At 63.5% G+C, this 25,807-nt stretch carries 23 protein-coding genes and 4 pseudogenes; 9 read left to right on the top strand and 18 right to left on the bottom strand.

Annotated features, from left to right (window positions below; translation table 11 throughout):
• Nucleotides 1–581, bottom strand: a 581-nt coding sequence (locus ACFSQT_RS33995) for a sulfate ABC transporter substrate-binding protein (RefSeq protein ID WP_379026292.1), incomplete at its 3' end; no start/stop codon positions are given.
• 233 nt (nt 582–814) lie between these two features.
• Here ACFSQT_RS33995 and ACFSQT_RS33990 point away from each other — a divergent pair.
• Both ACFSQT_RS33990 and ACFSQT_RS33985 read left to right on the top strand, forming a co-directional pair.
• Nucleotides 815–1,096, top strand: coding sequence for a type II toxin-antitoxin system TacA family antitoxin (locus tag ACFSQT_RS33990; RefSeq protein ID WP_379026278.1), 282 nt, complete (start codon nt 815–817; stop codon nt 1,094–1,096).
• A 21-nt stretch (nt 1,097–1,117) separates the two neighbouring features.
• A pseudogene (locus ACFSQT_RS33985) lies at nt 1,118–1,440 on the top strand (GNAT family N-acetyltransferase); the annotation flags it as partial.
• 63 nt (nt 1,441–1,503) lie between these two features.
• Here the strand turns inward: ACFSQT_RS33985 and ACFSQT_RS33980 are convergent.
• A pseudogene (locus ACFSQT_RS33980) lies at nt 1,504–2,064 on the bottom strand (CDP-alcohol phosphatidyltransferase family protein).
• Between the two features lie 214 nt (nt 2,065–2,278).
• Between ACFSQT_RS33980 and purM the strand changes: the two are divergent.
• The 3 genes and pseudogenes from purM (at nt 2,279) to ACFSQT_RS33965 (ending at nt 4,994) form a co-directional block, all read left to right on the top strand.
• Nucleotides 2,279–3,374: pseudogene (gene purM, locus ACFSQT_RS33975) on the top strand (phosphoribosylformylglycinamidine cyclo-ligase).
• Nucleotides 3,371–4,084 (top strand): phosphoribosylglycinamide formyltransferase, encoded by a 714-nt coding sequence (gene purN / locus ACFSQT_RS33970; protein WP_379016389.1) that lies wholly within the window; start codon nt 3,371–3,373, stop codon nt 4,082–4,084. The pseudogene purM and the gene purN overlap by 4 nt, the downstream one beginning before the upstream one ends.
• 400 nt (nt 4,085–4,484) lie before the next feature.
• Nucleotides 4,485–4,994, top strand: a complete 510-nt coding sequence (locus tag ACFSQT_RS33965; protein ID WP_379016388.1) for a SixA phosphatase family protein — start codon at nt 4,485–4,487, stop codon at nt 4,992–4,994.
• Between the two features lie 53 nt (nt 4,995–5,047).
• Here ACFSQT_RS33965 and ACFSQT_RS33960 read toward each other — a convergent pair whose 3' ends face one another.
• The 3 genes from ACFSQT_RS33960 to ACFSQT_RS33950 all read right to left on the bottom strand — a co-directional run bounded on the left by ACFSQT_RS33960 (nt 5,048) and on the right by ACFSQT_RS33950 (nt 5,986).
• Entirely contained in the window at nt 5,048–5,287 is a 240-nt protein-coding gene (locus ACFSQT_RS33960; protein WP_379016387.1) for a DUF680 domain-containing protein, read from the bottom strand.
• A gap of 226 nt (nt 5,288–5,513) precedes the next feature.
• Nucleotides 5,514–5,741 (bottom strand): DUF680 domain-containing protein, encoded by a 228-nt coding sequence (locus ACFSQT_RS33955; protein WP_379026277.1) that lies wholly within the window; start codon nt 5,739–5,741, stop codon nt 5,514–5,516.
• Nucleotides 5,742–5,788: 47 nt separating this feature from the next.
• The gene (locus ACFSQT_RS33950) at nt 5,789–5,986 is read right to left on the bottom strand and encodes a DUF680 domain-containing protein (RefSeq protein WP_379026275.1); all 198 of its coding nucleotides are present in this window, start codon (nt 5,984–5,986) and stop codon (nt 5,789–5,791) included.
• A gap of 546 nt (nt 5,987–6,532) precedes the next feature.
• Between ACFSQT_RS33950 and ACFSQT_RS33945 the strand changes: the two genes are divergently transcribed.
• Both ACFSQT_RS33945 and ACFSQT_RS33940 read left to right on the top strand, forming a co-directional pair.
• A complete protein-coding gene (locus tag ACFSQT_RS33945) occupies nt 6,533–7,201 on the top strand; it encodes a response regulator (RefSeq protein WP_379026273.1) in 669 nt (222 codons plus the stop codon).
• A complete protein-coding gene (locus ACFSQT_RS33940; RefSeq protein WP_379026271.1) occupies nt 7,191–8,549 on the top strand; it encodes a sensor histidine kinase in 1,359 nt (452 codons plus the stop codon). Before ACFSQT_RS33945 ends, ACFSQT_RS33940 begins: the two co-directional genes overlap by 11 nt.
• Nucleotides 8,550–8,660: 111 nt before the next feature.
• Here ACFSQT_RS33940 and ACFSQT_RS33935 read toward each other — a convergent pair whose 3' ends face one another.
• From ACFSQT_RS33935 to ACFSQT_RS33890, 10 genes and pseudogenes are all read right to left on the bottom strand, one after another.
• Nucleotides 8,661–9,539, bottom strand: a complete 879-nt coding sequence (locus tag ACFSQT_RS33935) for an ABC transporter permease (RefSeq protein ID WP_379026269.1) — start codon at nt 9,537–9,539, stop codon at nt 8,661–8,663.
• Between the two features lie 11 nt (nt 9,540–9,550).
• Nucleotides 9,551–10,360, bottom strand: a complete 810-nt coding sequence (locus tag ACFSQT_RS33930; protein ID WP_379026267.1) for an ABC transporter ATP-binding protein — start codon at nt 10,358–10,360, stop codon at nt 9,551–9,553.
• A 108-nt stretch (nt 10,361–10,468) separates the two neighbouring features.
• Complete coding sequence (locus ACFSQT_RS33925) at nt 10,469–11,425, bottom strand: ABC transporter substrate-binding protein (RefSeq protein WP_379026290.1); 957 nt, start codon at nt 11,423–11,425, stop codon at nt 10,469–10,471.
• Nucleotides 11,426–11,654: 229 nt separating this feature from the next.
• Nucleotides 11,655–12,446, bottom strand: a complete 792-nt coding sequence (dapB, locus tag ACFSQT_RS33920) for a 4-hydroxy-tetrahydrodipicolinate reductase (protein WP_379026265.1) — start codon at nt 12,444–12,446, stop codon at nt 11,655–11,657.
• Between the two features lie 15 nt (nt 12,447–12,461).
• Nucleotides 12,462–14,555, bottom strand: coding sequence for an ATP-dependent helicase (locus tag ACFSQT_RS33915; protein WP_379026263.1), 2,094 nt, complete (start codon nt 14,553–14,555; stop codon nt 12,462–12,464).
• 85 nt (nt 14,556–14,640) lie between these two features.
• Nucleotides 14,641–14,814: a hypothetical protein gene (locus ACFSQT_RS33910; protein WP_184871105.1), complete on the bottom strand. Its 174-nt coding sequence runs from the start codon at nt 14,812–14,814 to the stop codon at nt 14,641–14,643.
• 276 nt (nt 14,815–15,090) lie between these two features.
• A complete protein-coding gene (locus ACFSQT_RS33905) occupies nt 15,091–15,888 on the bottom strand; it encodes an agmatinase family protein (RefSeq protein WP_379026261.1) in 798 nt (265 codons plus the stop codon).
• Nucleotides 15,889–15,996: 108 nt separating this feature from the next.
• Nucleotides 15,997–17,169 carry a M20 aminoacylase family protein gene (locus tag ACFSQT_RS33900; RefSeq protein ID WP_379026259.1) on the bottom strand — a complete coding sequence of 391 codons (1,173 nt, stop codon included), beginning with the start codon at nt 17,167–17,169 and terminating at the stop codon, nt 15,997–15,999.
• An 18-nt stretch (nt 17,170–17,187) separates the two neighbouring features.
• On the bottom strand, nt 17,188–18,414 hold the full coding sequence (locus ACFSQT_RS33895; RefSeq protein WP_379026257.1) for a Zn-dependent hydrolase: 1,227 nt from the start codon (nt 18,412–18,414) through the stop codon (nt 17,188–17,190).
• Nucleotides 18,411–19,621 (bottom strand): annotated as a pseudogene (locus ACFSQT_RS33890) (diaminopropionate ammonia-lyase). Before ACFSQT_RS33890 ends, ACFSQT_RS33895 begins: the two are co-directional and overlap by 4 nt.
• A gap of 105 nt (nt 19,622–19,726) precedes the next feature.
• On the opposite strand from ACFSQT_RS33890, the gene ACFSQT_RS33885 reads away from it, so the two are divergent.
• Both ACFSQT_RS33885 and ACFSQT_RS33880 read left to right on the top strand, forming a co-directional pair.
• Nucleotides 19,727–20,206 (top strand): Lrp/AsnC family transcriptional regulator, encoded by a 480-nt coding sequence (locus ACFSQT_RS33885; protein WP_379026255.1) that lies wholly within the window; start codon nt 19,727–19,729, stop codon nt 20,204–20,206.
• Between the two features lie 73 nt (nt 20,207–20,279).
• Nucleotides 20,280–21,422, top strand: a complete 1,143-nt coding sequence (locus tag ACFSQT_RS33880; RefSeq protein ID WP_379026253.1) for a flavin-containing monooxygenase — start codon at nt 20,280–20,282, stop codon at nt 21,420–21,422.
• Between the two features lie 33 nt (nt 21,423–21,455).
• Here ACFSQT_RS33880 and ACFSQT_RS33875 read toward each other — a convergent pair whose 3' ends face one another.
• The 3 genes from ACFSQT_RS33875 to ACFSQT_RS33865 are packed head-to-tail and all read right to left on the bottom strand — an operon-like array spanning nt 21,456 to nt 25,694.
• Nucleotides 21,456–23,564 carry a molybdopterin-containing oxidoreductase family protein gene (locus ACFSQT_RS33875; RefSeq protein WP_379026251.1) on the bottom strand — a complete coding sequence of 703 codons (2,109 nt, stop codon included), beginning with the start codon at nt 23,562–23,564 and terminating at the stop codon, nt 21,456–21,458.
• Nucleotides 23,565–23,614: 50 nt separating this feature from the next.
• Nucleotides 23,615–23,812, bottom strand: coding sequence for a hypothetical protein (locus ACFSQT_RS33870; protein WP_379026249.1), 198 nt, complete (start codon nt 23,810–23,812; stop codon nt 23,615–23,617).
• A gap of 4 nt (nt 23,813–23,816) precedes the next feature.
• On the bottom strand, nt 23,817–25,694 hold the full coding sequence (locus tag ACFSQT_RS33865) for an ABC-F family ATP-binding cassette domain-containing protein (protein WP_379026247.1): 1,878 nt from the start codon (nt 25,692–25,694) through the stop codon (nt 23,817–23,819).
• Between the last annotated feature and the right edge of the window lie 113 nt (nt 25,695–25,807).

Raw genomic sequence — 25,807 nt, 5'->3', positions numbered from 1 at the left:
TCGAAGATCGGCACGTTGTTGAACAGCTTGGTGATGAATTCCTTCACCTTGGCGTCGTCGCCCTTGAAGGCTTCCTTGGCGTAGGCGGTGGCCGCCAGATAGGTGTAGCGCGCATTGCCCGAAGTTTTCGGGTTGGGGAAGATCACCTGCACGTCGTCGCGCACCAGATCGTTCCAGTCCTTGATGTGCTTGGGATTGCCGGCGCGCACCAGGAAGGACGGCAGCGAATAGAAGGGCGAGGCGTTGTCGGGAAAATCCTTCTGCCAGTCGGCCGAAACGAGGCCCTTCTTGACCAGGAAGTCGATGTCGGTGACCTGGTTGAAGGTGACGACATCGGCGCCAAGGCCCTCGGCGATGGCGCGTGCCTGCGCCGAGGTGCCGGCATGCGACTGATCGACGGTGACGCCGGGATGCTGGGCGATGAAGGCCTTGTTGACCTGGACGAACAGTTCGCGGCCGACATCATAGGAAGCGTTGAGCAGTTTGTCGGCCGACCAGGCTTGGGAGGTTGCCAGGAAGAGGCCGGCGACGGTGGCGACGCCAAGGAAAAAAGTCGCTTCATGAAAAGACTCCGATGCAATGCGTTTGTGATCGGACCATAGCCGTGGCGCATGATGCGCGACGAGGCATAGGTTCAGGGCTTGACCCCCGTTGCTGGAAAACCGTTGCTGAAACAAACGGCTCGTAGTTTTTTCTTCAAGTAGGTCTCTTTTGATGGCCTTCGGAAGCCGGTTCTCCTCGGCACCTCACTGGCTAGATTATAAATAGATACACATTGTGTATGCGGAGTGTTATGGTGGGGAAGGAGTCCTCCATGACAAAGACCACACCCGAGACCCACGCCAAGCCTGTCAATCTGCGCATCCGAGAGGATGTGCGCATGCTGATTGACCGCGCCGCTAAAATACGCGGGAAGACTCGGTCCGACTTCATGATCGATGCTGCGTACCGGGCGGCCGAAGATACGCTCCTCGACCAGGCCTTGATCAAGGTGGATCCCGAGAGCTACCGGCATTATCTCGACATCCTTGATGGACCGCCGAGCGGTGAAGGTTTTGCACGCCTTATGAACGTGCCCAAGCCATGGCAGGGCTGATGCTATCGGCGCCCCGCGCCGCTGGCCGAAAACCACGATGTCGAACTTTTCCAAAAACGGGACGGAAAGTCTCGACCAGTGGCTTCGCCTCAGGGCGCGGGCCAACCAAGTCAGCGGCGCGTCGCGTACTTATGTGGTGGCGGAAGGCGCGCGCGTCGTCGGTTACTACTGTCTCTCTTCGGGCGGGCTTGATCTCGTGGAAGCGCCCGGCGCCATCGTCGCAACATGCCAGATCCCATTCCGATGGTCATGCTCGGGCGCCTCGCCGTGGATGCTGGTTGGCAGGGAAGGGACTAGGCGCGGCGCTGTTGCAAGACGCCGTACTGCGCGCCGGTCAATCTGCCGGCGGAAGGCGGAGGACGCGGCAAGATCGGCAGCCGCAGCCCTCTATCACTGCCGCTTCTCTCTCAGATGTCCTGATTGGAGCCTTCGCCATAGCCGCTCATATGCCCTCAGCCAAGCCACGAGATAGGCCGCGGCCGAAGCCACGGTCAAGACCCCGCGACAGCAATATGAGGGCCGGCCTCAGCGGGTCGAGGTGAACGACAAGGGCAAGTTCGCCCAGCACAACCGCTGCCAGCACGATCTGGATGGCGGTGTTGGCCTTCGACACGAAAAGCGGCTTCATCTCGACCGGGTGGGCCATGACGGAGGACAACAGAACCGCGCAGACGATCAGCGCATCGCGCGACACCATGGTGACGACAAGCCACAGCGGCAATTGCCCGATGAAGCCCATGACGACGAACACGGAAACCAGCAGCAGCTTGTCGGCCATCGGGTCGAGATAGGCGCCGAGCCTGGACTGCTGGTCGAAACGGCGGGCGATGAAGCCGTCGACGCCGTCGGAAATGCCGGCAACGAGGAACCCGGCAAAGGCCCAGTCCCAGCGCGCCCTGCAGCATCGCCAGCACCACTGCTGGCACCAGAACAAGGCGCAGGATGGTGATCAGGTTGGGGATGGTCAAATGCGTGCCTGCCGGGTTGCTTGCTGATACATGATGGAGACGTAGGACCGGCGCAAGGGAGAGGCTGCCATTCTCTCGACGTGGGCGAGATTGGCGGTTTCAGCACCTGCTCCCCACGCTTTTATCAGGGGGCAAAACTCCTGCATCCCTTCCGTTATCCTTGCGGACCGAAACCGTTCATGCGAAGAGCCCGCAAACGAGCAGGAAAATTGCGATGAGCAAGCGCGAAACAGGCCAGCCCAAAACGGGCAAGCGCAAGAACGGGCTCACCTATGCCGAGGCCGGCGTCGACATCGATGCCGGCAATCTGATGGTCGAGAAGATCAAGCCGCTGGTGCGCGCCACGCGCAGGCCGGGGGCCGATGGCGAGATCGGCGGCTTTGGTGGCCTGTTCGACCTCAAGGCGGCCGGCTTCACCGATCCGGTGCTGGTGGCCGCCAATGACGGCGTCGGCACCAAGCTCAAGATCGCCATCGATGCCGGCAAGCACGACACGATCGGCATCGATCTCGTCGCCCATGTGCGTCAACGACATCGTCGTGCAAGGTGCTGAACCGCTGTTCTTCCTCGACTATTTCGCCACCGGCAAGCTCGATCCGGACCAGGGCGCCGCGATCGTCGGCGGCATTGCCGAGGGCTGCCGGCAGGCCGGCTGCGCGCTGATCGGCGGCGAGACGGCGGAAATGCCCGGCATGTATCACGACAACGACTACGACCTGGCCGGCTTCGCGGTGGGCGCGGCCGAACGCGGGCAACTGCTGCCCACCGACGATATCGTCGAGGGCGACGTGCTGCTTGGGCTCGCCTCCTCGGGCCTGCATTCGAATGGTTTCTCGCTGGTGCGCCGCATCGTCGCCGTCAGCGGCCTGGCGTGGGGCGATCCGGCGCCGTTCAACGACGAGGCGACTCTGGCCGAGGCACTGCTCGAGCCGACCCGCATCTACGTCAAATCGATCCTCAAGGCCATTCGCAACACGCATGGCATCAAGGCGCTTGCCCACATCACCGGCGGCGGCTTCCCGGAAAACATTCCGCGCGTGCTACCCAAGGATTTTTCGGCCGAACTCGACCTCGAGGCGATCGACGTCCCCGCGGTGTTCTCGTGGCTGGCCAAGACCGGCGGCGTGGCGCCGGAAGAGATGATGCGCACCTTCAATTGCGGCATCGGCATGATTTTGGCGGTCGCTTCCGGCCAGGCGGCGCAGGTCGCCGCCGTCTTGCAGGAAGCCGGCGAAACGGTGACGCCGATCGGCCGCATCGTGCCGCGCCGCAATGCCGGCGTCATCTATCGGGGCTCGATCGGCCTATGAGCGCGCAGAGAAAACGCACCGTCGTCCTGATCTCGGGACGCGGCTCCAACATGACCGCGCTGATCGCGGCGGCCAGCGACCCGGCCTTCCCGGCCGAGATCGTCGGCGTCATTTCCGACAGGGCGGACGCCGCGGGCCTCGGCATCGCCAAGGCGCGCGGCATCGCCACCCAGGTCATTCCCCGTGGCGACCACGGCAGCAAGCAGGCGCACGACGCCGCGATCGACACGGCGCTTGCGGCATTCAATGCCGAGATCGTCGCGCTGGCCGGCTATATGCGCATCCTCACCCCCGGCTTTGTCCAGAAGTGGCAGGGCCGCATGATCAACATCCACCCTGCCCTGCTGCCGGCGTTCAAGGGGCTCGACACCCATGTGCGCGCGCTGGCCGCCGGCATGCGCATCCATGGCTGCACGGTGCATTTCGTCACGTCCGAGATGGATGACGGCCCGATCATCGCGCAGGCGGCCGTGCCGGTGATGGTCGGCGACAATGCGGATGCGCTGGCTGCCCGTGTGCTGAAGGCCGAGCACCGGCTCTATCCGCTGGCGCTGGGGCTGGTCGCCGAAGGCAAGGCGCGCATGGAGGCCGGCCGCACGGTGCTTGCCCACTTCGCCGACGATGCCGACAACGCCACCTCGGTGGTGATGGCGCCCGACCCGCTGCGCGAGGAAGCCGACCTCGAGCAGTTGGCGCGCATCACGCCTTAGGTCCGGCTCGGTCAGCACTTGAACGATTGGCGCTATCGGGCAATCTGGTGGCGAGGATCGGACGGAGTAAACGAGTCTGCGGTTGCCGCGTACTTTCCCGACTTATGAATGACGCTTCCAAACCCATCGGCGATTGGCAGCAGCCGAATTATTGAGTTCTGACCCTAACAGCGGTAGCATCTATTGCCACCCTTCGTTCAAGGAGACGGTTCGATTGAGACGGTCGAGGAAGTCAGCTTTGCAGGATTGCCTCAGCCGCCTAGCGATGGGGAGGTGGAGAGGCTTCGATTGGCATGGTTGGAAGGGCTGGCCAGCGGCCCGTCCGCTACTTTAGATATCGACAACATTAAGCGCAAAGCACGCGCCGACTGGGCAGCAACCGTGGTCCCGAACAAAGCCAATGAGGCAACTGCTTCTCCTGCGCCACGCAAAATCGAGCTGGGGCGATCCTGGTCTCGCTGATTTCGACCGGCCGCTCGCCGGACGCGGATTGAAGGCGGCCCGATTGATGGGGCGCGAGCTTGCGGCGCGCGACTGGCTGCCGGACCTGGCACTGGTGTCGGCGGCGCTGCGATCCCGCGACACCTGGCGGCTGGTGGCGGCGGAACTGCCTGCGCATCCCCGGGTCGCGTTCGCCAATGCGCTCTATGACGCTTCGGCAGCGGATATTCTGAGCCAGATACGTCAGGCCAGTGCTTCGGGCGGCAGCTTGCTGGTGGTCGGTCACAATCCGGGCCTGGAAGATCTGGCGAACCAGCTTGCCGCGCCGGAGTCGGAGGCCAAGGCGCGCAAGAGGCTCGAGGAAAAGTTCCCAACTGCCGCCCTTGCGCGCTTCGTTTTCGAGGGAGATTGGTCCGGCCTGTCCTCGGCCCGGCTGACTCATTGTCTGTGGCCGAGGGATTTAGCCTAGAATCCAATGCCGGACAGGTGCGGCTGTTCAGACCCGCCGCACAGCCGCGGACATTAATTGCCCCAGATGCCCTGGCCGGGTTCGGGCCAGTCGGTGGTGGCTTTCGTCTTGGGATCGGCAGCCTTGTACCCAGCCATGTCCGTGTTGTAGACCGCGCCAGTGACGGCATGATCGACGTTGGCAACGGGGGCAACCGTCTGGCTGGCGTTGTTGGAGCCATAGTGGTCGCTGCCGGCAAAAGCGCTGCCCGTGGCAACGACGATGGCGGCGGCGGCGAGAGCAATCCTGTTCATGTTCAAGTCTCCTGGTTCTTCCGTTAGGCGGCGTCTTGGGAGGACGGTTCCGCTAACGACAAGACCCCAGTCAGTTCGGCTTTATTCCTGGACACTGAACTTTTTTGCCGACTGCGAAGATCGGCTCGCCCGGCGCACGCGGTAGCTGGTGGCTATCCTTGTGCGCAAAAAACAAGAGCGGCGGGCCAAGCCCACCGCTCTTTGTAATCAAGGCCTGTGCCGTGGATCAGTGGCCCCAGATGCCCTGGCCAGACTGAGCCGGCACGTTGGCATTGGCGTCAGCCTGTGCCTTTTCGGACTTCAGGATCGATCTAGTGTGCGTGGTGTCGATGTTCGAAACCGAGTGGCTGGCAACCGGCTGGTTGACGTTGTTGGAACCGTAGTTGTCGCTGCCGGCATAGGCGGTGCCCGTGGCAACGAGGATGGCGGCGGCGGTGAGTGCGATCTTGGTCATTTCAAGTACTCCTGAATTCAAGCTTGGGTTGATATCGGCGGTCGCGATTAGCGGCCGAAGAGGTTGCGGTCAGCGCCCTGCGAAGCGGGGACCTGGACGGTCGAGTTCGACTTCGAGATCGAAGCAGTGACCGAATGGTCGACAGTGGCGGCGGGCTGATTGGCCGAGCCGTAGTTGTCGCTGCCGGCAAAAGCAGTGCCCGTGGCGACGAGGATGGCGGCGGCGGTAAGAGCGATCTTGGTCATTTTATTTACTCCAGTATGTCTTTGTTCGGTCCGTCTGGTGGCGTGCCCTTGGGAGGAATTTCGCGTCGCTTGGACCACCCCGAGATGGGTTCGTGCTGCCGTGGATACCAATCACGAAGATGTTCCTCCGCGACCCGAATCCAGACCTTGAAATCCGGCTAATGGCTTCGGCGGTCACAATTTTATTGTTTTATATCATACTGTTAGTAAAAACCCGTTGCCGCATGACGCGGCCATTCACTGAGCCGGCGTTCACCAGCGTTGCACGGTCCGTCAACAGAAAACGAACCGATCGGTTCGATTTCCGTTGTTCGACGGATCCGGGCGTTCTTTTTCAGACCGTCGAACGGTACGAATTGGGTGGGTCCAATGTCCGTCAGGACGATAGCTCGGCTCCATTTTGCCTTGGGACACGTCGGCCACGTTTGCCTTGCCGATGGATCGATATTATCGCTTGTGCACGATCATCAATCGGACGCAACCTCGCCGCGCCCGTCGAAGAACAGATGGAATTCCGGTGACCAGCTTCCCAGGACAGCGATAGACATGCGGCTGCTGCTCGTCGAAGACAATCGCGAACTGGCCGACTGGCTGGGCAAGACCCTGCGTCAGGCGAACTATGTCGTCGACGTCGTCCATGACGGCGAGGATGTCGAGCACGCGCTGGCCGCCGGCGGCCACGCGCTTGTCATCCTCGACCTGGCATTGCCGCGCATGGGCGGCCTGGAAGTGCTGCGGATGCTGCGGGCGCGCGGCAACAGGGTGCCGGTGATCGTGCTGACCGCCAATGCCAGTCTCGACGGCCGGGTCAAAGGCCTCAATGAAGGCGCCGACGACTATCTGGCCAAGCCCTTCCAGATCGAGGAACTGGAGGCGCGCATCCGCGTGCAGTTGCGCCGTGCCAATGACCGCACCGCGCCTGTCGTTGCATGCGGCGATCTCGTCTTCGACACCAACACGCGACTGTTTTCGCTGGCCGGCGAAACGCTGGCGCTGACACCGCGCGAGCACGCGGTGCTCGAACAACTGATGGTCAAGGCCGGACGCACGGTGAGCAAGGCGGCACTGTCGGCGGCGATATACGATTTCGAGACCGATGCCGACCCCAGCGCCATCGAGATCTATGTGCATCGTGTGCGCAAGAAGCTCGAAGGATCGCGCGTCCAGATCGCCACCTTGCGTGGCCTCGGCTATCTCTTGCGCCATGAGGACTAAAAGCCTTCGCCTGCAGCTTCTCGCCTGGGTGGTGCTGCCGCTTGCCGGGCTTGCCACCATCAATCTACTGACCAGCCATCGCAGTGCTCTGGCGACCGCCGACCTGGTCACCGACCGCATGCTGTTGGGTTCGGCACGGACCATTGCCGAGCAGGTCGCTATGACCGATGGTGTGCTCGACGCCACTGTTCCCCCGGCGGCGCTCGAAATGTTCGACACCGGTGACCGCGACAGCGTTTACTACCATGTCAAGACGGCGGGCGGGCGGCTGCTGACCGGCTATCCCGACTTGCCAGAGGCGCCGAGGCACCCCGGCACCGAGGCGGCTTATCGCGACCATTGGCTGCGGCTGCTGACATTCAGTCATGCGGTGGTCGGCGCCGGTGCTGATTCACCCATAACAGTCACCGTTGGCGTCACGCTTGCCGGCCACGACGCGATGGTGAAACGGCTGTGGCTGAGCGCCTTTGCCCAGCAACTGGCGCTCGTCGCGATTGCCGGCGTGTTCGTTCTGCTCGGCTTGCGCCGCGGCCTGGCGCCATTGATCCGGCTGCGCGACGCGGTGCGCTCGCCAAGCCGCAGCGACCTCGATCCCGTCGACGTGCCAGGCGCACAAAACGAGATCCGGCCGCTGATCGACGCGCTGAACGCCTATATGGAGCGGGTGCGGGCGCAGATGGCAGCGCAGCGCCGCTTCATCGCCAATGCGGCGCATCAGTTGCGCACGCCGCTGGCGTTGCTGTCGACACAGGCGAGCTATGCGCTTCGCGAAAGTAAACCCGATGCCCGCCAGGAGGCACTGGTGGCGCTGCAGGCGAGTTCCGGCCGTCTGGCGCGGCTGGCCGAACAGCTCCTGACGCTGTCGCGCGCCGAGCCGGGCAGCCGGCGGCCACGCGCCGACCGCGTCGACCTGACCGAAGCCGCCCGCCATGTGCTGGAAACGCATGCGCCGACAGCAATTGGCCGCAACATCGATCTCGGCCTCGAGGAGGCCGGACCTGTGCCGGTCATCGGCGACGGCACCATGCTGCGCGAGATGATCGTCAACCTGGTCGACAATGCGCTGCGCTACTCGATATCAGGCGGCAGCGTCACGGTGAGGTTGACCGCCGTCGATGGCGAGGCCGTGTTGACGGTCGCCGACGACGGGCCCGGCATCCCGGCGGACGAGCGGGATCATGTTTTCGAGCGCTTCTACCGCATTGCCGGCTCGACCGAGGAAGGCAGCGGGCTCGGCCTCGCCATCGTGCGTGAGGTCGTCGAAAATACCGGCGGCCGCGTCGTCCTTTCCGATGGCGCGGCCGGAGGGCTGGTGGTCGAGGTAAGGTTGCCGCTCGCGGGCGACTAGAGCATGACCTTGTCCGAAAACCGGCTCCCACTTTTCGGGATCATGCTCCTATTTGATTGGGCATGATCTTGTCCGAAAACCGGCTTCCACTTTTCGGGATCATGCTCCCGCTTACTGCGTTTCGTGAAGCGGTTGAGGACGCCATTTTGCCAGGCGGTTCTCGACCATCGTCATCAGATATTCGGCACCGAGCGCGACCACCATGACGATGACGATCGCCGCGTACATCCCGGCAGCGTCGAACGATCCCTTGGCTATGTTTATCAGCAAGCCGATGCCGTAACGCGAGCCGACAAATTCGCCCACGATCGCTCCGATGATGGCAAAGCCGAAGCTGACATGCAGGCTGGCGAATATCCAGCTCATCGCCGACGGGACGATTACCGAGCGGGTCAATTGCCAGTCGGACGCGCCGAGGATGCGGGCGTTGGCTATCATTGCCCTGTCGGCTTCCCGAACGCCCTGGAATGCATTGTGGAACACGACGAAGAACACCATCACGAAGGCAAGCGCCACTTTCGACGCCAGGCCGAGGCCGAGGATCATGATGAAGATCGGCGCCAGGACCACGCGTGGAATGGAATTGATCACCTTGATGTAGATCGAGAAGATATCGGCGGCCATCCGGTTACGGCCGAGCGCGACGCCGATGATGATACCGGCAACCGAGCCGGTCACAAAGCCGATGACCGATTCCTCCATGGTGACATAGAGGTGGTACCACAGCGGCCCCTCGGACGTTCCTTCAGTCGTCCATTCGTACAGCCGCTGCGCGATCGCGCTCGGCATCGCGTAGAAGAACGGATCGATCCAAGCTTGACGCGCGGCGACTTCCCATAAGCCAAGAAAGGCGACCAGAATGCCGACCCGCCAGAATATCACGGTGCGGTGGCGGTGCCGTGCCGCCTTCGCGGCGGCCGCCTCGATTTCCGCGTCCGAGGTGCCTGGCTTGAAAACTCCTGTGCTGATGTCGATGGCAGCATCGGTCATGGCGTTCCTCCTCAGGCCGCAGCGCGCGCATAGCTGGTTTCGACCTCTTCCTTGAGGTCGGCCCAGATCGTGCGCGAGTAGTTTATGAAGCTCTGCTCGTAGCGGATATCGGCGACCACGCGCGGGCGCGGCAGGTCGATGGTGTAGACCGACTTTACGGTGGCCGGCCCGGCGGTCAGGACATAGACCTTGTCGGCCAGTGCAATCGCCTCCTCAAGATCATGCGTGACGAAGACCACGGAAGCCTTTGCCTCAGACCACAGGCGCAGCAGTTCCTCATGCATCAGGACGCGTGTCTGCACGTCAAGCGCCGAAAACGGCTCGTCCATGAGAAGGATCTCCGGGCCGTTTATGAAAGTCTGGGCCAACGCCACACGTTTGCGCATGCCGCCGGAGAGCTGATGTGGATAGTGTTGCTCGAAACGCGACAAGCCGACCCGGGCAAGCCAGTCACGTGCCGCAGCCATGGCATCCGCCTTCGCCCTGCCACGAAAGAGCGGGCCGGCCATCACGTTCTCGATCACGGTTCGCCAGGGAAACAAGGCGTCACTTTGGAAAACAAAGCCGATGCGCGGGTCTATTCCCTTGACCGGCGCGCCCATGACACGAACCTCGCCGGCACTTGGGCTTGCCAGCCCCGTGACAAGGTTGAGGGTAGTGGATTTTCCGCAACCGGTCGGACCGACAACGGCGGCGAATTCACCGCGCTCGACGGTCATGGTGAAATCGCGCAGTGCCGTCAGCGATTTGCCGGTGGGTGAGAGGAACCGCCGGCTGACATTGATCAGTTCAATCGCCGGTGCATTTTTTTCAATAGCCATGGTGGAACTCCTGGATACGAACAGACGCCCGCCGTCGGCCCAAGGCCGCCGGACGTGAAAAACTGACGGGTACCGACGCGATGCCGTTCATCGCGCCGGTACTGTCTGCTACTTGGCGTTCTTGACGAATTCCGAGGTGTAGGTCTTGGCAAGGTCGATCTGCTTGCCCTGCAGTTCCTTCTTGAAGGCTGAAAGAACCGTCAGCACCGTCTCAGGTCCACCTTCAGGCATGATCCCGTCGGGGGTGAACATTGCCTTGCCGGCATCGAGGGCTTTCACGTAGCCTTCCTTGTCGCCGACATAATAGTCCTTCGGCATCTTGTCGGCGATCTCGGCGCCGCTATGCGTGTTGATGAATTTCTGCGTCTTGACGAAGGCATTAGCCAACTTCTGCACGATGTCCTTGTGCGCTTCGACCCAATCGGTCTGCATATAGAGGGAGGCGGCCGGGTAGGTGCCGCCGAGAGCAGCCTTGGTGCCTTCCATTGTGCGCATGTCGATGAGAACGGAAGCTTCGCCGGTCTTCAGGAGCCGGGTGATCGTCGGCTCCGTCGTCATACCTGCCTGGATCTTGTCCTGCTGCATAGCGGCGATGAAGGTGGTGCCGGCGCCGACCGGAACCGAGGTGAAGTCACCGAGCTTCAAACCGTTCTTGACGGCGAGATATTCCGTAAGAAAGTTCGTCGATGAGCCTAGACCGGTCACGCCCAGGCTCATGCCCTTGAAGTCGGCGGGTGATTTGATCTCGGGATGTTTCGTCGAAACAAGCTCAACCTCGCCCGGCGCCTGGCTGAACTGGACGACGGATTCGACGAATTTGCCTTTCGCCTGCAGATCGATGCAGTGATCGTAGAAGCCGACAACTCCTTGCACGGCACCAGCGAGCATTTCGTTTTCGGCATCGACGCCGGCCGGTTCATTCAGCAGTTCGACGTCGAGACCCTCGTCCTTGAAGTAACCGAGCGCTTCCGTCAGCTTGGCGGGAAGATAGATCTGTTTCTCATAGCCGCCGACCATGATGGAAACTTTGTCGGCGGCGCGCGCGGACGGCGCGGACAAGGCCATGGTGGCGACGAGTGCGGTGGTGGCGGCTGAATCGAGCAGAATTCGCGCGAGCGACATGGCCTCTTCCCTTTGTTCGTTTCCCGCGCCCCTCTCTCTCCCATCGCTTTTGCGACAAATATGGGGCGCTCGCCAAGACTTATGGCACCAACCTTTCATCCAGCTTTCAACGCCGCCCCCGAAAGTCGCCGCAAACCTTACGGATCGGTAAGCTGATGCTGACCGCCCGTGCTCACCTCGCCGGAGTGCTCAGTCCCAGCACGTCGCGCATGTCATATTCACCAGGCGGACGCCCCGCCACCCAGAGGGCGGCGGCAATGGCGCCACGGGCGAACATGATGCGGTCGCAGGCCGAATGCGACAAGGTGACAAGCTCGCCCTCGGCGCAAAAGCTGACGCCGTGCTCGCCAACGATGCCTCCACCCCGCATCACCGCAAAGCCGATCTCGCCTGCCGGACGCGGGCCGGTGACGCCGTCGCGGACGCGCCTTGCGACCGTGTCGAGCTCGGTGCCACGCCCGCCGGCCGCGGCCTGTCCGAGCATCAGCGCCGTCCCGGACGGCGCATCGATCTTGTGGCGATGATGCGCCTCGACAATCTCGACATCCCACTCGTTGGGATCGAGCGCTCTCGCCGCGTCTTCGACCAATCCGATCAGCATGTTGAGCCCGAGCGAAAAGCTGCCGGAGCGGACGATCGCGATGGTTTTCGCGGCATCGGCGATGGTTGCCAACCCAGCGGCGTCGAAGCCTGTCGATCCAATCACCAGGGCTGGCCCACCACGGTCGGCGCAAAACCTTGCCAGGTCAGCCGAAGCAGCCGGCGTGGTGAAATCGATCACCACGTCAGCCAAGGTAACCGCCTCGTCGCGGCTCACCAGCCCGTCGCCGACAATGCCCGGCCGGTGGAAGCGGGCGGCGAGCGCCAGTCGCGCATCGGCCTCAACGGCAACGGCCTCCGCCATCTGGCGACCCATGCGGCCCAGCGCACCCGCGATGGCGATCCTGACCGGTGGTTGGGGCATGGTGCTATCTCGCGGCTATTTCCACATGCCGCGCATGCGCGCGCCGATGTCGACGCGCACCTCCGGCCGGGGCGCCCTGCTTTGTGCCGCCTGCGCGGTCGGCCACGAGACCTGCTGGAAGGCAGCGAGGATCGAAGCCGGGATGAAGCGGGTGCGCGAGGCATAGAGGTGTCGGTCGCCGCGCGCCGCCTGGCCATGCGGAAAGAAGCGCTGCGGCATGACAAGGTTCAGGCTGTCCTTGGCCCGTGTCATCGCCACGTAGAGCAGCCGGCGCTCCTCCTCGATGTCCTCCTTGGTGCCAACGCCGAGATCGGCGGGAATGCACCCGTCGACCGTGTTGAGCACGAAGACATTCTTCCATTCCTGGCCCTTGGCCGAATGGATGGTCGACAGGATCAGATAATCCTCGTCGCGGTGCGGCGGTCCGGCCTGGTCGCTGGTGGCGTCCGGCGGGTCAAGCGTCAGCTCAGTGAGGAAGCGTTCGCGCGAGGCATAGCCCGAGCCGATCTGCTCGAGCTGCAAAAGGTCGGCCCGGCGCGTGGTCGCGTCCTCGTGGATGCGCTCCAGATGCGGCTCGTACCAGAGCCTGATCCGTTCGAGGTCGGCTGGCCATCTGGCGCCGGCTCGCAGGCCGGAATAGAGCGCAACGAAGCCCGGCCAGTCATCCGCGGCGCGTTGCGGCGGGCGCCAGCCGGCCAACCCCATCGCCTCATCCAGCGCCGTCGTCATCGTCTCGACGATCTGCGCGGCAACCGAAGGGCCGATGCCCGGCATCAGTTGCAGCACGCGGAAGCCAGCGACGCGGTCGCGCGGGTTTTCGGCAAAGCGCAACACCGCCAGCACATCCTTGACGTGAGCGGCGTCGAGAAACTTCAGGCCGCCGAACTTGACGAAGGGAATGTTGCGCCGGGTCAGTTCGATCTCCAGCGGGCCGCTGTGGTGCGAGGCGCGAAACAGCACGGCCTGCGATTTCAGCGCCGTGCCAGCTTCTCGTTCGGCCAGAATGGTATCGCAGACGAAATTGGCCTGCTCGACCTCGTCGCGCACTGTTACCAGCCTTGGCTTGTCGGTGGATTTGCGCTCCGACCACAGGTTTTTGGTGAAGCGCTCCGAGGCCTCGCCGATCACCGCATTGGCGGCGGCAAGAATGGTCTCGGTCGAGCGGTAATTGCGTTCCAGCATCACCACGTCGGCGGCCTGCGCGAACTGCCGGGGAAAGTCGAGGATGTTGCGCACCTCGGCGGCGCGAAACGAATAGATCGACTGCGCATCGTCACCGACCACCGTCAGCCCGGCGCCGTCGGGTTTCAACGCCATGAGGATCGAAGCCTGCAGGCGGTTGGTGTCCTGATACTCGTCGACCAGCACATGGTCGAAACGGCCACCCAGATGCGCCGCGATCTCAGGTTCGGCCGCCATCTGCGCCCAATAGAGCAGCAAGTCATCGTAATCGAGCACGTTCTGCGCCTGCTTGGCCTCGACATAACCGGCGAACAGCAACTTCAACTGCTCCGCCCAGCCAGCACACCAGGGGAAAGCGGACCCCAGCACTTCGTCCAGCGGCGCCTGTGCGTTGACGGCGCGTGAATAGATGGCAAGGCAGGTGCCCTTGGTCGGAAAGCGCGCCTCCGTCTTCGAGAACCCCAACTCATGCCGGACCAAATTCATCAGGTCGGCGGAATCCTCGCGGTCATGAATGGTGAAGGCCGGGTCGAGGCCGATCTCCAGCGCATAGTCGCGCAGCAGCCGGGCACCGATGCCGTGAAAGGTGCCGGCCCAGGTCAGCGCATCGGTGATCACCGCGGCATCGCGGCCGAGCACCTCGCCGGCGATGCGCTCGACGCGCCTGGCCATTTCGGACGCGGCGCGGCGCGAAAAGGTCATCAGCAGGATGCGGCGCGGATCAGCCCCCTTGACGATCAGATGGGCGACGCGATGCGCCAGCGTGTTGGTCTTGCCTGAACCGGCGCCGGCAATGACCAGCAGCGGTCCGGCAATCTGGCCGTCGCCATGCTCGACGGCGAGGCGCTGGGCGTCGTTCAGCCGGGCGAGATAGGCAGGCTGGACGGTCGGTTCCCGAAAAATCGAATCAGAGGTGGCGAGGTTCATCGCCCATCAAGCATCGTTTCTGCTTTGTTCGCAACGCCGATGCGAGAATGTTAGCCGGCCCAGCAGCCGAAGCGTGAAAGCCTGCCTAGCGCTGGGGATCGATCCCCATCGCAGCCGACTGGCGGCGCAAGGTCTCACGATCATGTTGCGATGGCGGCAGCAGCAGCGGGTCGACCGTATCGGGCACGTCCTCGACCATCTTCCTGGCGATACGGTAGGTGACATAGGCCAAAGCGCCGGTGACAAGCAGACGGAACATGGTTGCAACACTCCATTGGAGCAGGACCAACCGAGGAAACGGCATTTGGTTCCCCTGCCGACCTTCTTGACCGCACAGTAGAATTTCGAGGCGGGCGAATAGAGCTTCTTGGAGAAGAAGGCCGGCGCCGCTTGGGAGGAAGAAGGAAGCGCCGGCCAAGCGGATAATCAGGTCCGCCGCAAATCACAGGTTAGCTGAGTCTCTCCCCGGCGTCATCGGGCGATTGTCTACGTCAAATGCGTAAAATGCGAACCGCCCGCGCACGTCGCCGCCGCATCAAACGCGTGTCCTGATCATCATTCCGGCAATCTCCTTGAGGAGTTTTGCCGCCACGATGGCGGTCAGATTGGCGATGTCGCGACGCGGGTTCAATTCAACGATATCGGCTGCCACGATCGGCTGGTCGACCGATTGAATCAGGTTGATGACCTGGCGAGTGGTCAAACCGCCGGGTTCGCGGTGCGAGACACCTGGCGCAAAAGCTGGGTCGAGCCCGTCGAGGTCCATCGAGATATAGACCGGCGTCCTGAGATCGAGCTGCACATTGTCGCCAAACCGCGCCGCTTCGATCACCTCGACACCGAAGCGCTTGAACTGGTCGCGATGATGGTCGTTGACGGTCCGCAGGCCAACCTGGATGAGGCGGTCGGCAAGCCGCTCTTCCATGATGCGGGCAAACGGCGAGGTGTGGGAGCGCGGATTGCCCTGATAGGCATCATACATGTCGGGGTGCGCGTCGATGTGCAGAATGGTCAGGCGGGGATGTCGGCGGCGCACCGCGCGCAGCACCGGCCAGGAGATGGCATGATCGCCGCCGAGGCAGATCAGCGGATCGCCCGTTTCCAGAACGCGCCCAACCTCGCTTTCGATCAGGTCCCATGGATCGGCGGCAGCGTCGAAGCGGATGTCGCCATGATCGACAAGCATGTCGGTCAGATCGAAACCAGTTTCGCTCCACATGCTGTAGGCATCGGAGAACAATTCGGGACGGATGTGGGCGGGCGCTTGCGCCGGCCCCTTGAAGCAGGACGAGTTGTCGTCGTGGGGAATTCCCAGAAGCGAAATCCTGGTCATCAGCATCCGATCTCCGTCAACAGGGAATTTCAGTAAACGCGGGAGCTGGCTGGCGATAGAGATGGTGTTTGGGCCAGCGGCGGGCGCGCCCCGGCAATCAAAACGCAATCAACTCCCGGCTTCGCCGCCCAGTCTTTGCCTGGCCATGGCGACATGGAAATTCGTGCCGAACAACAGCCCGTCATCGTTGAAGTCGTAGCTCGAATTGTGCAGCGGTGCCGAGGTCTCGCCATTGCCGAGGAAGACGAAACAGCCCGGCACATGGTCGAGGAAGCGGGCGAAATCCTCCGAGCCGGTCATCGGCTCGCGAGCGACGGCGATGTTGCCGGGCTCGAAAACGCTTCTCGCGGCGGCAAACGCCGCATCGACCAGTTCGGCATCATTGCTCAGCGGCACGAATTCGCGGCTGTAGTTGACCTCGGCGGTAACATTATAGGCGATGGCGGTGCCCTCGGCGATGATGCGCATCTGCCGCTCGATCTCGGCGCTGACCTCGGGGCGGAAGCTGCGCGCATCGCCAAGAATGCGGGCAAGACCGGGCAGTGCGTTGCGCGTGCCGTCGGTGATCAGTTCGGTCACCGACACCACCGCTATGTCGGCCGGGCTCAGCCGGCGCGAGACGATGGTCTGCAGATTGGTGACCAGTGCGCAGGCGGCGACCAGCGTTTCGTTCCCCGAATGCGGCCGTGCGGCATGGCCGCCGAGCCCTTTCAGCACGATCTCGAAATTGTCCTCGGCCGACATGATCGGGCCGGCGCGGGTCTCGAAATGGCCGATGGGCAGGCCGGGCATGTTGTGCAGGCCAAAGATCCCGTCAAAGGGAAAGCGCTGCATCAGCCCATCGTCGAGCATTGCCAGCGCGCCCCTGCCCCATTCTTCGGCCGGCTGGAAGATGAAGCGTACGGTGCCGTCGAACCCGCCCTCCCGCGCCAGCAGCTTTGCCGCGCCGAGCAGCATGGTGGTGTGGCCGTCATGGCCGCAGGCATGCATGATGCCGGGATTGCTGGAACGGTAGGGCGCGGCGGACTGCTCGGTGATGCGCAGCGCATCCATATCGGCCCTGAGCGCGATTGCCCGGCTGCCGCTGCCGCGTTTCAGCGTTCCGACGACGCCGGTGCCGCCGACTCCTTCGGCGACGTCGTCCAACCCGAATTCACGCAGCTTGGCGGCGACGAAGGCGGCGGTGCGCCTTTCCTCGAAGCCGAACTCCGGATGCGCATGCAGATCGTGCCGCCAGAAAATCATCTCCTGCTTCAGCGCATCACGATCGAATTCGGACATTCTTCCGCCCCTCCTGACCTATTTTGCAAGTTGGGTGATGACATCAAGCAGGATGTTGGCGCCGGCGACAAGCTCGGCATCTTCGGTGTGCTCGCGCGGACTGTGGCTGATACCGCCGGCACTCGGCACGAAGATCATCGCTGCCGGCGCGATGCGCGCCATCATCTGCGCATCATGGCCGGCGCCCGACGTCATGCGTTTGGCGCCGAGGCCGCGGCTTTTCGCGGCAGCCTCGATCAACTCGACGATGCGGATGTCGAACAGCACCGGCTCGAAGCGCGCCAGCCGTTCGACCGAAACCGTCACGTTCTCGGCGGCGGCAAGTTGCTCGAGATAGGCAGCAAGTGCCACCTCCTCCGCCTGCAGGCGCTGCTCGTCGGGATCGCGCAGGTCGACAGTGAACACGGCGCGGGACGGAATGACATTGATGGCATTCGGCTCGAAGCGCATCGTACCGATGGTGGCGACCGTCGGCGTGTTCGAGGCTTTGGCCCTGTCGTGCAGGAAGGTGATGACCCGCGCGGCGGCGTGACCAGCGTCGCTGCGCATCGACATCGGCGTGGTGCCGGCGTGGTTGGCGACGCCGTCGATGGTGATGCGCTGCCAGGAGATGCCTTGCAGATTCTCGACCGCGCCGATCGGCAGGCCTTCGCGCTCCAGCACCGGCCCCTGCTCGATATGCAGCTCGAGATAGGCATGCGGCTTGAGGAAGCCGGGTTCCTTGTCACCGGCATAGCCGATACGGGCAAGCTCCTGCCCGAGCACGCTGTCGTCGGTGCCGACAGCCGCCAGCACCGTCTCGACGCCGATGCCGCCGGCATGCACCAGCGAGCCCATCATGTCGGGGGTGTAGCGCACGCCCTCCTCGTTGGTGAAAGCAGCGACAGCGATCGGGCGCAACGGCGAAAAGCCCGATGCCATGAGCATCTCGATCACCTCCAGCCCGGCAAGCACACCATAGCAGCCATCATAGATGCCGGCATCGATGACGGTGTCGATATGCGAGCCGATGAGCAGTGGCGCCTGCCCTGCATTGTCAGCGCTTTGCCAGATGCCGAAAATGTTGCCGACCCGGTCGATGGCGATATCGAGCCCGGCCTGCCTCAGCCAGCCGACCAAGAGATCGCGGCCCTGCTTGTCGGTGTCGGAAGCCGCCAACCGGATCAGCCTGCCCTCGCCGTCCCGACCAACGGTGCCGAGTTCGCGGATACGGCCGAGCAGGCGCTGCGCGTCGACCCCGATCATGGCATTGCCCCTGCAAGCATCTTGCCGGCCAGCACATCGGCCGGGCTCACGCCAACCAGTTCGGCATAGCGATGCGGATCGGTGGCGCCTTCGGTGTTGATCACCAACACTCGGGATTTGCGGTCGAGTCCGAGATCGGCGCGGTTGTCGGCCACCGCCCGGATCAGCCCGGCAAGGCCGACGCCGCCGCTCTCGCCGGCGACGATCACCGGATCGCCTGCGGCCGGCCGCGCCAAACGCCGCATCACCGCGATGGCCTCGTCCTCATCCACCGTCATGAAGACGTCGGCGACACGCGCCAACACCCGCCAGGCGACCGGAGACGCCTCGTAGCATTCAAGCATCGCCATCACCGTCGGCTGGCCATGCGCAACCTTGACCGGGCGCCCGGCCTGGGCGGCTGCAAGAACGCACGCAGCGCGCGCGGGCTCGACCACGATGAAGGTCGGCCTGGCATTGCCGAGCACGATGGCGAGATGGCCTGCTACCGCGGCGGCAATGCCGCCGACCCCGGCCTGCACGAAGACATGGCTCGGTGGCTCCCGGAGCTGGCGCAACGCTTCGCGCACGATCGCCGTATAGCGCCCTGCATGACGAGGCCGGGAATGCGCTCATAGCCCGGCCATGAGGTGTCGGAGACCACGGTCCAGCCGTTCTCAGCCGAAACTTGAGCGGCTTGCCTGACCGAGTCGTCATAATTGCCGTCGACGCGGATCATCTCGGCGCCATAGCGGGCTATCGCCGCGACACGCTCCTCGCTGACGCCGGCGTGGACGAAGATCGCCGCGCGCGCACCGACGAGTTGCGCGCCTTGCGCGACCGAGCGCCCATGATTGCCGTCGGTCGCGCAGGCAACCGTCATCATCGCGGCGACCGCCCGCACATCAGGCTGGTTGAGATCGGCCACATCGACAGGCCGACCAAGCGACCGGCTGGCTTCTTCCAGCACCAGGCGAAAGACGGCATAGGCGCCCCCCAGTGCCTTGAAGCTGCCGAGGCCGAGGCGAAACCCCTCATCCTTGACATGCAACGCACCGAGGCCGAGTTCGGCGGCGAGCGCCGGCAGCGCATGCAGCGGCGTTATCAGGTGATTGTCGCGTTGGGCAAGGAAACGCTCGACCGTGTCGGTCCCAACAACTCCAAGTGTTTCGGCATCGGCTGGATCGAGCGGCCGGCGATACAAGGCATTCTGGTTGAGCAGGAACACTTGGCGGCCTCCTTGGCGTTCAGCGAGAACATATTGCAGGACCGGCGCAAAGAGCGCTGTAATATGGCCCTGAAAATGCAAGTTTGTTTCGCCAGGATGTTTCTATTGCCTGCACTGCCACCCTCACTCGACAGTTTCGATTTCGCCATCCTTGCCATCCTGCAGCGGGACAACACGACGCCGCAACGGCTGATCGGCGAAGCCGTCAACCTGTCGGCGCCGGCGGTGCAGCGCCGCATCAAGCGCATGGAACAGACCGGCGTTATTGCGGGCAATGTTGCCCTGGTTGAGCCAGCGGCGGTCGGCCAGCCCATCACAATCTTCGTCGAGGTCGAGCTCGATAGCGAACGCACCGAACTGATCGACGCGGCCAAGCGACAATTCTCGGCGGCGCCGGAAGTGCAGCAATGCTACTACGTCACCGGCGAGGCCGACTTCATCCTGGTCATCACCGTGGCCGACATGGGCGCCTATGAGGCGCTGACGCGAAAACTGTTCTTCGACAGCAACAATGTGCGGAAGTTCCGCACCTTCGTCGCCATGGATCGCGTCAAGGTCGGTCTGACGGTGCCGTTGCCCGGATGAGAATCGCAGGCAGGCTCCGGCTGCCATGCTTTTGACATTCTCCGGAGGCGAATTTGTTTTGGCGGAGGCGGGCTTGGAAGACACCACCCCAGTTGCAATCATCGGTGCCGGGCCAGCAGGCCTGGCTGTTGCCGCTTGCCTGCGGCAGGCCGGCGTCGACTTCGTCATTCTCGAAAAGGAACAGCAGGCCGCGCCCGCTTGGCGACGCCACTATGAGCGCGTCCACCTGCATACGACCAAACGCTATTCCTCGCTGCCCTTCGTGCCCTTTCCCCGGCATTATCCGCGTTATGTGCCGCGCGATCTTTTCGCCGACTATCTCGATGCCTACGCGCAACGCTTCGACCTGCGGCCCCGATTTGGAGAAACGGTGCGGGCGGCCTCCCGGCAAGGTCGAAGCTGGCTTGTCGAGGCGACATCCGGTGCCCTGCATGCCTCCCACGTGGTGATCGCGTCGGGCAACAACGCCGAGCCGCTGATGCCCGGATTTGCCGGCGCCGATGTCTTTAGGGGCAAACGGCTGCATAGCGCCGACTATCGCAACGCCATGCCTTTTGCCGGCCAATCGGTGCTGATCATCGGCATGGGCAACACCGGCGCCGAGATTGCGCTCGATCTGGTGGAAGGCGGCGCGCGACCGACCATTTCGGTGCGCGGCGGCGTTCATATCGTGCCGCGCGAGCTGCTTGGCGTGCCCATACAGATGATCGGCATGGCGGCCCGCCTGATGCCGCAACGCATCAACGATGCGTTGTTCCCTGTCATCCTCGATCTGGCGCTGGGCAGGCTGGAGAAATATGGGCTCAAGCGGCCGAGCCAAGGGATGTTGCAGCAGATCGCCGTGGCGTCGCGTATCCCGGTGATCGATGTCGGCACGGTCGGCAAGATTCGCGAAGGCGCGATCAAGGTCGCCCCCGACATTGCCGAGATCACCGGACAGGGCGCCCATTTTGCCGATGGCAGGCACAGCGAGTTCGATGCGATCATCTTCGCCACGGGCTTTCGGCCGGGCTATGCTGGGTTGCTCGAGCCCGGCATTCAGCCGGGTCGCAGCGGCGTCAACGCGCGGGCTTCGGAGCTCGGCCTCTATCTCATCGGCTTCCACAATCCGGTCACCGGATTGCTGCGCGAAATCTCGATCGAGGCAGAGCAGATCGCCGACGACATCCGGCTGCGGCGAGACCGAAAGAAGGCGGCCGAAATCCTGCCGGTATGATTCGGCGCGGGACGAGCGGAGGTCTCTTCAGCCTCAGCTTGCCGCGCGCAGCCACACCTTGTTGTCGTGGAAGGCGGCACCACCATAGGGTGCGGGTGCGTCGGCGCCGGTCAGCACGTTGATGCCCTCGCCGCGCTCATGGGCGCTGTTCGGCCAGATGCCTTCGGCGATGACGACGCCACGCTTGATGCCGTCGAACAGTTTTGCGTGCAGCACGACTTCGCCGCGCTGGTTGCCAACCTCGACACGGTCGCCGTCGGTCAGTCCATGAGCTGCGGCATCGTCCGGATGCAGCAACAGTTCCGGCCGCCCTTCCTTGGCCTTCGACACCGGCGTTTCGGAAAAGGTCGAATTGAGGAAGTTGCGCGCCGGCGATGTCGTCAGCCGGAACGGGTGTGCCGCGTCGGCGACCTCGATCAGGTCGACATGGTCAGGGAATTCCGGCAGCCGCTCCACCGGGCCGAACAGGCCCATGCTCTTCGGCGGCCTGTTGGGCGCCGCCTGCCCGGTCCAGTCGGCGCGGAAGCGGAATTTCCCATCCGCATGGCCGAAACCTTTGATGAAATGCGCGGTGTCGAAATCCGGCTGCAGGTCGACCCACTTGTCTTCCTTCAAGCTGTCGAAGCTGCCCAGCCCGCGCTTGCCCAGGATGATGTCGATATGCTGCTGCTCGGTCAGGCCGAAGCCCGGACGATCGGCGACGCCGAGGCGCTTTGCCAGTTCCTCGATGACGAAATGGTTGGTGCGCGGCCCTTCCGGCGGGTCGATCAGCTTGGGACCGAGCGTGATGTGCTGGTTGCCGCCGCCCTTGTAGAGGTCGTCGTGTTCGAGGAACATTGTCGCCGGCAGAACCACATCGGCGAGCTTGGCCGTGTCGGTCATGAACTGCTCGTGCACGCAAGTGAACAGGTCGTCGCGCAGAAAACCCTGCTTCACTAGGCGCTGTTCGGGCGCGACATTCACCGGATTGGTGTTCTGGATAAGCATCGCCGTCACCGGCGGGCCGCCATAGAGCGCGTCCTTCGCCCCGGTCAGCACCGGGCCGATGCGTGAATGGTCGAGATAGCGGATCGAGGGATCGCGCATCTTCGTGCCTTCCAGCACTTCCTGGTTGAGCTTGAAGATGCCGGAATTGGAGTGGAAGGCGCCGCCGCCCTCATATTGCCAGCAGCCGGTGACGGCGGCGATGGAGGCGGCCGCGTGCATGTTGACCGAGCCATTGCGCTGGCGCGCAAACCCATAACCGAGACGGAAATAGGTCTTTTTCGTCGTGCCGACGAGACGGGCAAAGGCCTCGATCTCGGCCACCGTCAAACCGGTGATACCTGCCGCCCATTCCGGTGTGCGAGTCCTCAGATGCGCTTCCAGCCCCTTGGGGTCGTCGGTGTACTTTTCGAGATAGGCGCGGTCGGCCATGCCTTCCCTGAACAGAACATGCATGACCGCGCAGGCCAGCGCACCATCAGTGCCGGGCCTCAGCACCAGGCCGAGATCGGCCTGCTTCATCGTCGCGTTTTCATAGACGTCGATGACGACGATCCTGGCGCCGCGCTCCTTGCGCGCCTTGATGGCGTGGGTCATGACGTTGACCTGCGTCACCACGGCATTGGTGCCCCAGATCACCACGCAATCGGATTTCGCCATCTCGCGCGGATCGGGCCCGCGCAAGGCGCCGGCCCCCATCATCCAGCCGGTCCAGGCCAGATTGGTGCAGATCGAACCGAAAAAGCCGGAATATTTTTTGGCGTGGCGCAGCCGGTCGATGCCGTCGCGCTGCACCAGCCCCATCGTGCCGGCATAGTAATAGGGCCAGACTGTCTCCGAGCCGTATTTGTCCTCGGCCGCGATGAATTTCTCGGCGACGAGGTCGAGCGCTGCTTCCCAGCTTGCTTCCTTCCAGACGCCGTCGCCCTTGGCGCCGGCCCGCACCAGCGGCTTCAGCAGCCGATCAGGATGATGGACGCGGTCGGCATAGCGGGCGACCTTGGCGCAGATGACACCAGCCGTGTAGCTGTTGGTCTTGGCGCCATGGACACGGCCGATGCGGTTGCCATCGAGCAACTCGACTTCGAGCGCGCAGGTCGACGGGCAATCATGCGGACAGGCCGAATGGCCGATGCGGAGCTTGGCGTGCTGGTTCATGCGCCCTGTCTACCGGCTTTCGCGCGTGGCGCGTAGGGCCAGTTTTGCTTTTACGTCTCGCCGTTACTCTTTAGCAGCGCATTGTAGGCGCCGCATTTCGGGCAACGCATGTGGCGCTCGAAATGGGTTGCTCCTGCCTTGGTATTGAGCACGTCCAGGTCTGCTTCACCGCAGTCGGGGCATCTGACGATCGCATCGGGGTTGACCGCCAAAACCTTCCCGGCTTCGATCCAACGTTCTCTCGACACTACCCTACTCCGCCGTGCCTTCTTCATATTCGGCCGACATGGTCAACCATTTCTCCTCGTGGCCGGCCAGCGTCTGGGCGAGTTGCGAGCGCTCCTTGGCCAGCCTTGTCGCCGTCGACGGATCCTTCTCATAGACGGCGGGATTGGACAGGTCGTCCTCGATGCCGTCGATGCGCTTGCGGATGCGGTCCATCAGCGCTTCGGTGGCGCGGATTTCCTTGGCCAGCGGCTCGAATGCGGCGCGGCGCGCCGCCGCATCGCGGCGGCGGTCGGCCTTTGACGCCTTGTCCGCCTCGCGCTTGCCGCGGCGGTCGCCCGACACACCGGTGACCAGCGTCTTATAGTCCTCGAGATCGCCATCATAGGGATTGACCGCGCCATCCTTGACCAGCCACAGCCGGTCGGCGGTCGCCTCCAGCAGATGGCGGTCGTGCGAGATCAGGATCACGGCGCCCGGAAATTCGTTCAGCGCATGGATCAGCGATTCGCGGCTGTCGATGTCGAGATGGTTGGTCGGTTCGTCGAGGATGAACAGGTTCGGTCCCTCGAAGGCTGACAGGCCCATCAGCAGCCTCGCCTTCTCGCCACCGGACAGGTCCTTGGCGGCGGTGTTCATCTTCTCGGTCGTGAGACCAAACTGGGCGACGCGGCCGCGCACCTTGGACTCCGGCGCTTCCGGCATCAGCCGGCGGACATGCTCATAGGCGTTTTCCTCAGGCCTGAGATCGTCGAGTTGGTGCTGGGCGAAGATCGCCACCCTCAGCCCAGGCGCAACCGTCATGGTGCCGGTCTCCTGCTTCAGCCGGCCGGACAGCAATTTGGCGAAGGTCGACTTGCCGTTGCCGTTGGCGCCAAGCAGCGCGATACGGTCGTCGGCGTCGATGCGCAGCGTCATCTTCTTGAGGATCGGCTGCCCCTCGGTGTAGCCGACATTGACGTTGTTCAGCGCCACGATCGGCGATGCCACCGTCTTGACCGGCTCCGGGAAGGAGAATGGCCGCACCGTGTCGTTCACGATCGCCGCGATCGGCTTCATCCTCTCCAGCGCCTTGATGCGCGATTGCGCCTGCCTCGCCTTGGAGGCCTTGGCGCGGAAGCGCTCGACGAAGGATTCCATATGCTTGCGGGCGGCCTCCTGCTTGACGCGGCCCTTCTCCTGCAGTTCTTTCTGCTCGGTATACTGACGCTCGAACTGGTCGTAGCCGCCGCGCCAGAAGGTCAGCTTCTTCTGATCAAGATGAACGATAGAATTGACGGCGCGGTTGAGCAGGTCGCGGTCATGCGAGATCAAAAGCACGGTGTGCGGATACTTCGACACATAGTTTTCCAGCCACAGCGTGCCTTCGAGGTCGAGATAGTTGGTCGGCTCGTCGAGCAGCAAAAGATCGGGCTCGGCAAACAGCACCGCCGCAAGCGCCACGCGCATGCGCCAGCCGCCGGAGAACGACGAGGCTGGGCGGCGCTGCGCCGCATCGTCGAAGCCGAGACCGGCAAGAATGGTGGCCGCGCGCGACTCGGCCGAGTGCGCGTCGATGTCGGCCAGCCGCATATGGATGTCGGCGATGCGGTGCGGATCGGTGGCGGTCTTTTCTTCTTCGAGGAGTGCCGTGCGCTCAAGATCGGCCTTGAGCACGATCTCGATCAGCGGATCCTCGGTGCCTGGCGCTTCCTGCGCCACCTGGCCGATGCGCGTGTTCTTGGGCAGGCTGATCGAGCCGGTCTCGGAGGCAAGGTCACCGGTGATGGCCTTGAACAGCGTCGTCTTGCCAGTGCCGTTGCGGCCGACAAGGCCGGCCTTGGTGCCGGCCGGCAAGGTCAGCGAGGCATGGTCGAGAAGCAGGCGTCCGGCCATGCGGAGCGAAAGGTCGTTGATGATCAGCATGGCCGCGCTTTTGCACCGGACATCAACGCTCCGCAAGACCTTGCGGCCCAATTGGCCGCACAAGGCCCGGAAACGACGCCCGCAAGGGCGCCGTCAAGGCAGCCGATCAGCGG

This window comes from Mesorhizobium calcicola, assembly GCF_042682105.1.
Taxonomy (GTDB): Bacteria; Pseudomonadota; Alphaproteobacteria; order Rhizobiales; family Rhizobiaceae; genus Mesorhizobium; species Mesorhizobium calcicola.
Note: the sequence above shows the minus strand (reverse complement) of the source record. Positions and strands in the feature narration are given on the sequence as shown.

Excerpts from the sequence above, each read along its gene's own strand:
- ACFSQT_RS33990 (WP_379026278.1), top strand. The coding sequence starts at position 815 with ATGACAAAGACCACACCCGAGACCCACGCCAAGCCTGTCAATCTGCGC.
- purN (WP_379016389.1), top strand. The coding sequence starts at position 3,371 with ATGAGCGCGCAGAGAAAACGCACCGTCGTCCTGATCTCGGGACGCGGC.
- ACFSQT_RS33965 (WP_379016388.1), top strand. The coding sequence starts at position 4,485 with ATGAGGCAACTGCTTCTCCTGCGCCACGCAAAATCGAGCTGGGGCGAT.
- ACFSQT_RS33960 (WP_379016387.1), bottom strand. The coding sequence starts at position 5,287 with ATGAACAGGATTGCTCTCGCCGCCGCCGCCATCGTCGTTGCCACGGGC.
- ACFSQT_RS33955 (WP_379026277.1), bottom strand. The coding sequence starts at position 5,741 with ATGACCAAGATCGCACTCACCGCCGCCGCCATCCTCGTTGCCACGGGC.
- ACFSQT_RS33950 (WP_379026275.1), bottom strand. The coding sequence starts at position 5,986 with ATGACCAAGATCGCTCTTACCGCCGCCGCCATCCTCGTCGCCACGGGC.
- ACFSQT_RS33945 (WP_379026273.1), top strand. The coding sequence starts at position 6,533 with ATGCGGCTGCTGCTCGTCGAAGACAATCGCGAACTGGCCGACTGGCTG.
- ACFSQT_RS33940 (WP_379026271.1), top strand. The coding sequence starts at position 7,191 with ATGAGGACTAAAAGCCTTCGCCTGCAGCTTCTCGCCTGGGTGGTGCTG.
- ACFSQT_RS33935 (WP_379026269.1), bottom strand. The coding sequence starts at position 9,539 with ATGACCGATGCTGCCATCGACATCAGCACAGGAGTTTTCAAGCCAGGC.
- ACFSQT_RS33930 (WP_379026267.1), bottom strand. The coding sequence starts at position 10,360 with ATGGCTATTGAAAAAAATGCACCGGCGATTGAACTGATCAATGTCAGC.
- ACFSQT_RS33925 (WP_379026290.1), bottom strand. The coding sequence starts at position 11,425 with ATGGCCTTGTCCGCGCCGTCCGCGCGCGCCGCCGACAAAGTTTCCATC.
- dapB (WP_379026265.1), bottom strand. The coding sequence starts at position 12,446 with ATGCCCCAACCACCGGTCAGGATCGCCATCGCGGGTGCGCTGGGCCGC.
- ACFSQT_RS33915 (WP_379026263.1), bottom strand. The coding sequence starts at position 14,555 with ATGAACCTCGCCACCTCTGATTCGATTTTTCGGGAACCGACCGTCCAG.
- ACFSQT_RS33910 (WP_184871105.1), bottom strand. The coding sequence starts at position 14,814 with ATGTTCCGTCTGCTTGTCACCGGCGCTTTGGCCTATGTCACCTACCGT.
- ACFSQT_RS33905 (WP_379026261.1), bottom strand. The coding sequence starts at position 15,888 with ATGACCAGGATTTCGCTTCTGGGAATTCCCCACGACGACAACTCGTCC.
- ACFSQT_RS33900 (WP_379026259.1), bottom strand. The coding sequence starts at position 17,169 with ATGTCCGAATTCGATCGTGATGCGCTGAAGCAGGAGATGATTTTCTGG.
- ACFSQT_RS33895 (WP_379026257.1), bottom strand. The coding sequence starts at position 18,414 with ATGATCGGGGTCGACGCGCAGCGCCTGCTCGGCCGTATCCGCGAACTC.
- ACFSQT_RS33875 (WP_379026251.1), bottom strand. The coding sequence starts at position 23,564 with ATGAACCAGCACGCCAAGCTCCGCATCGGCCATTCGGCCTGTCCGCAT.
- ACFSQT_RS33865 (WP_379026247.1), bottom strand. The coding sequence starts at position 25,694 with ATGCTGATCATCAACGACCTTTCGCTCCGCATGGCCGGACGCCTGCTT.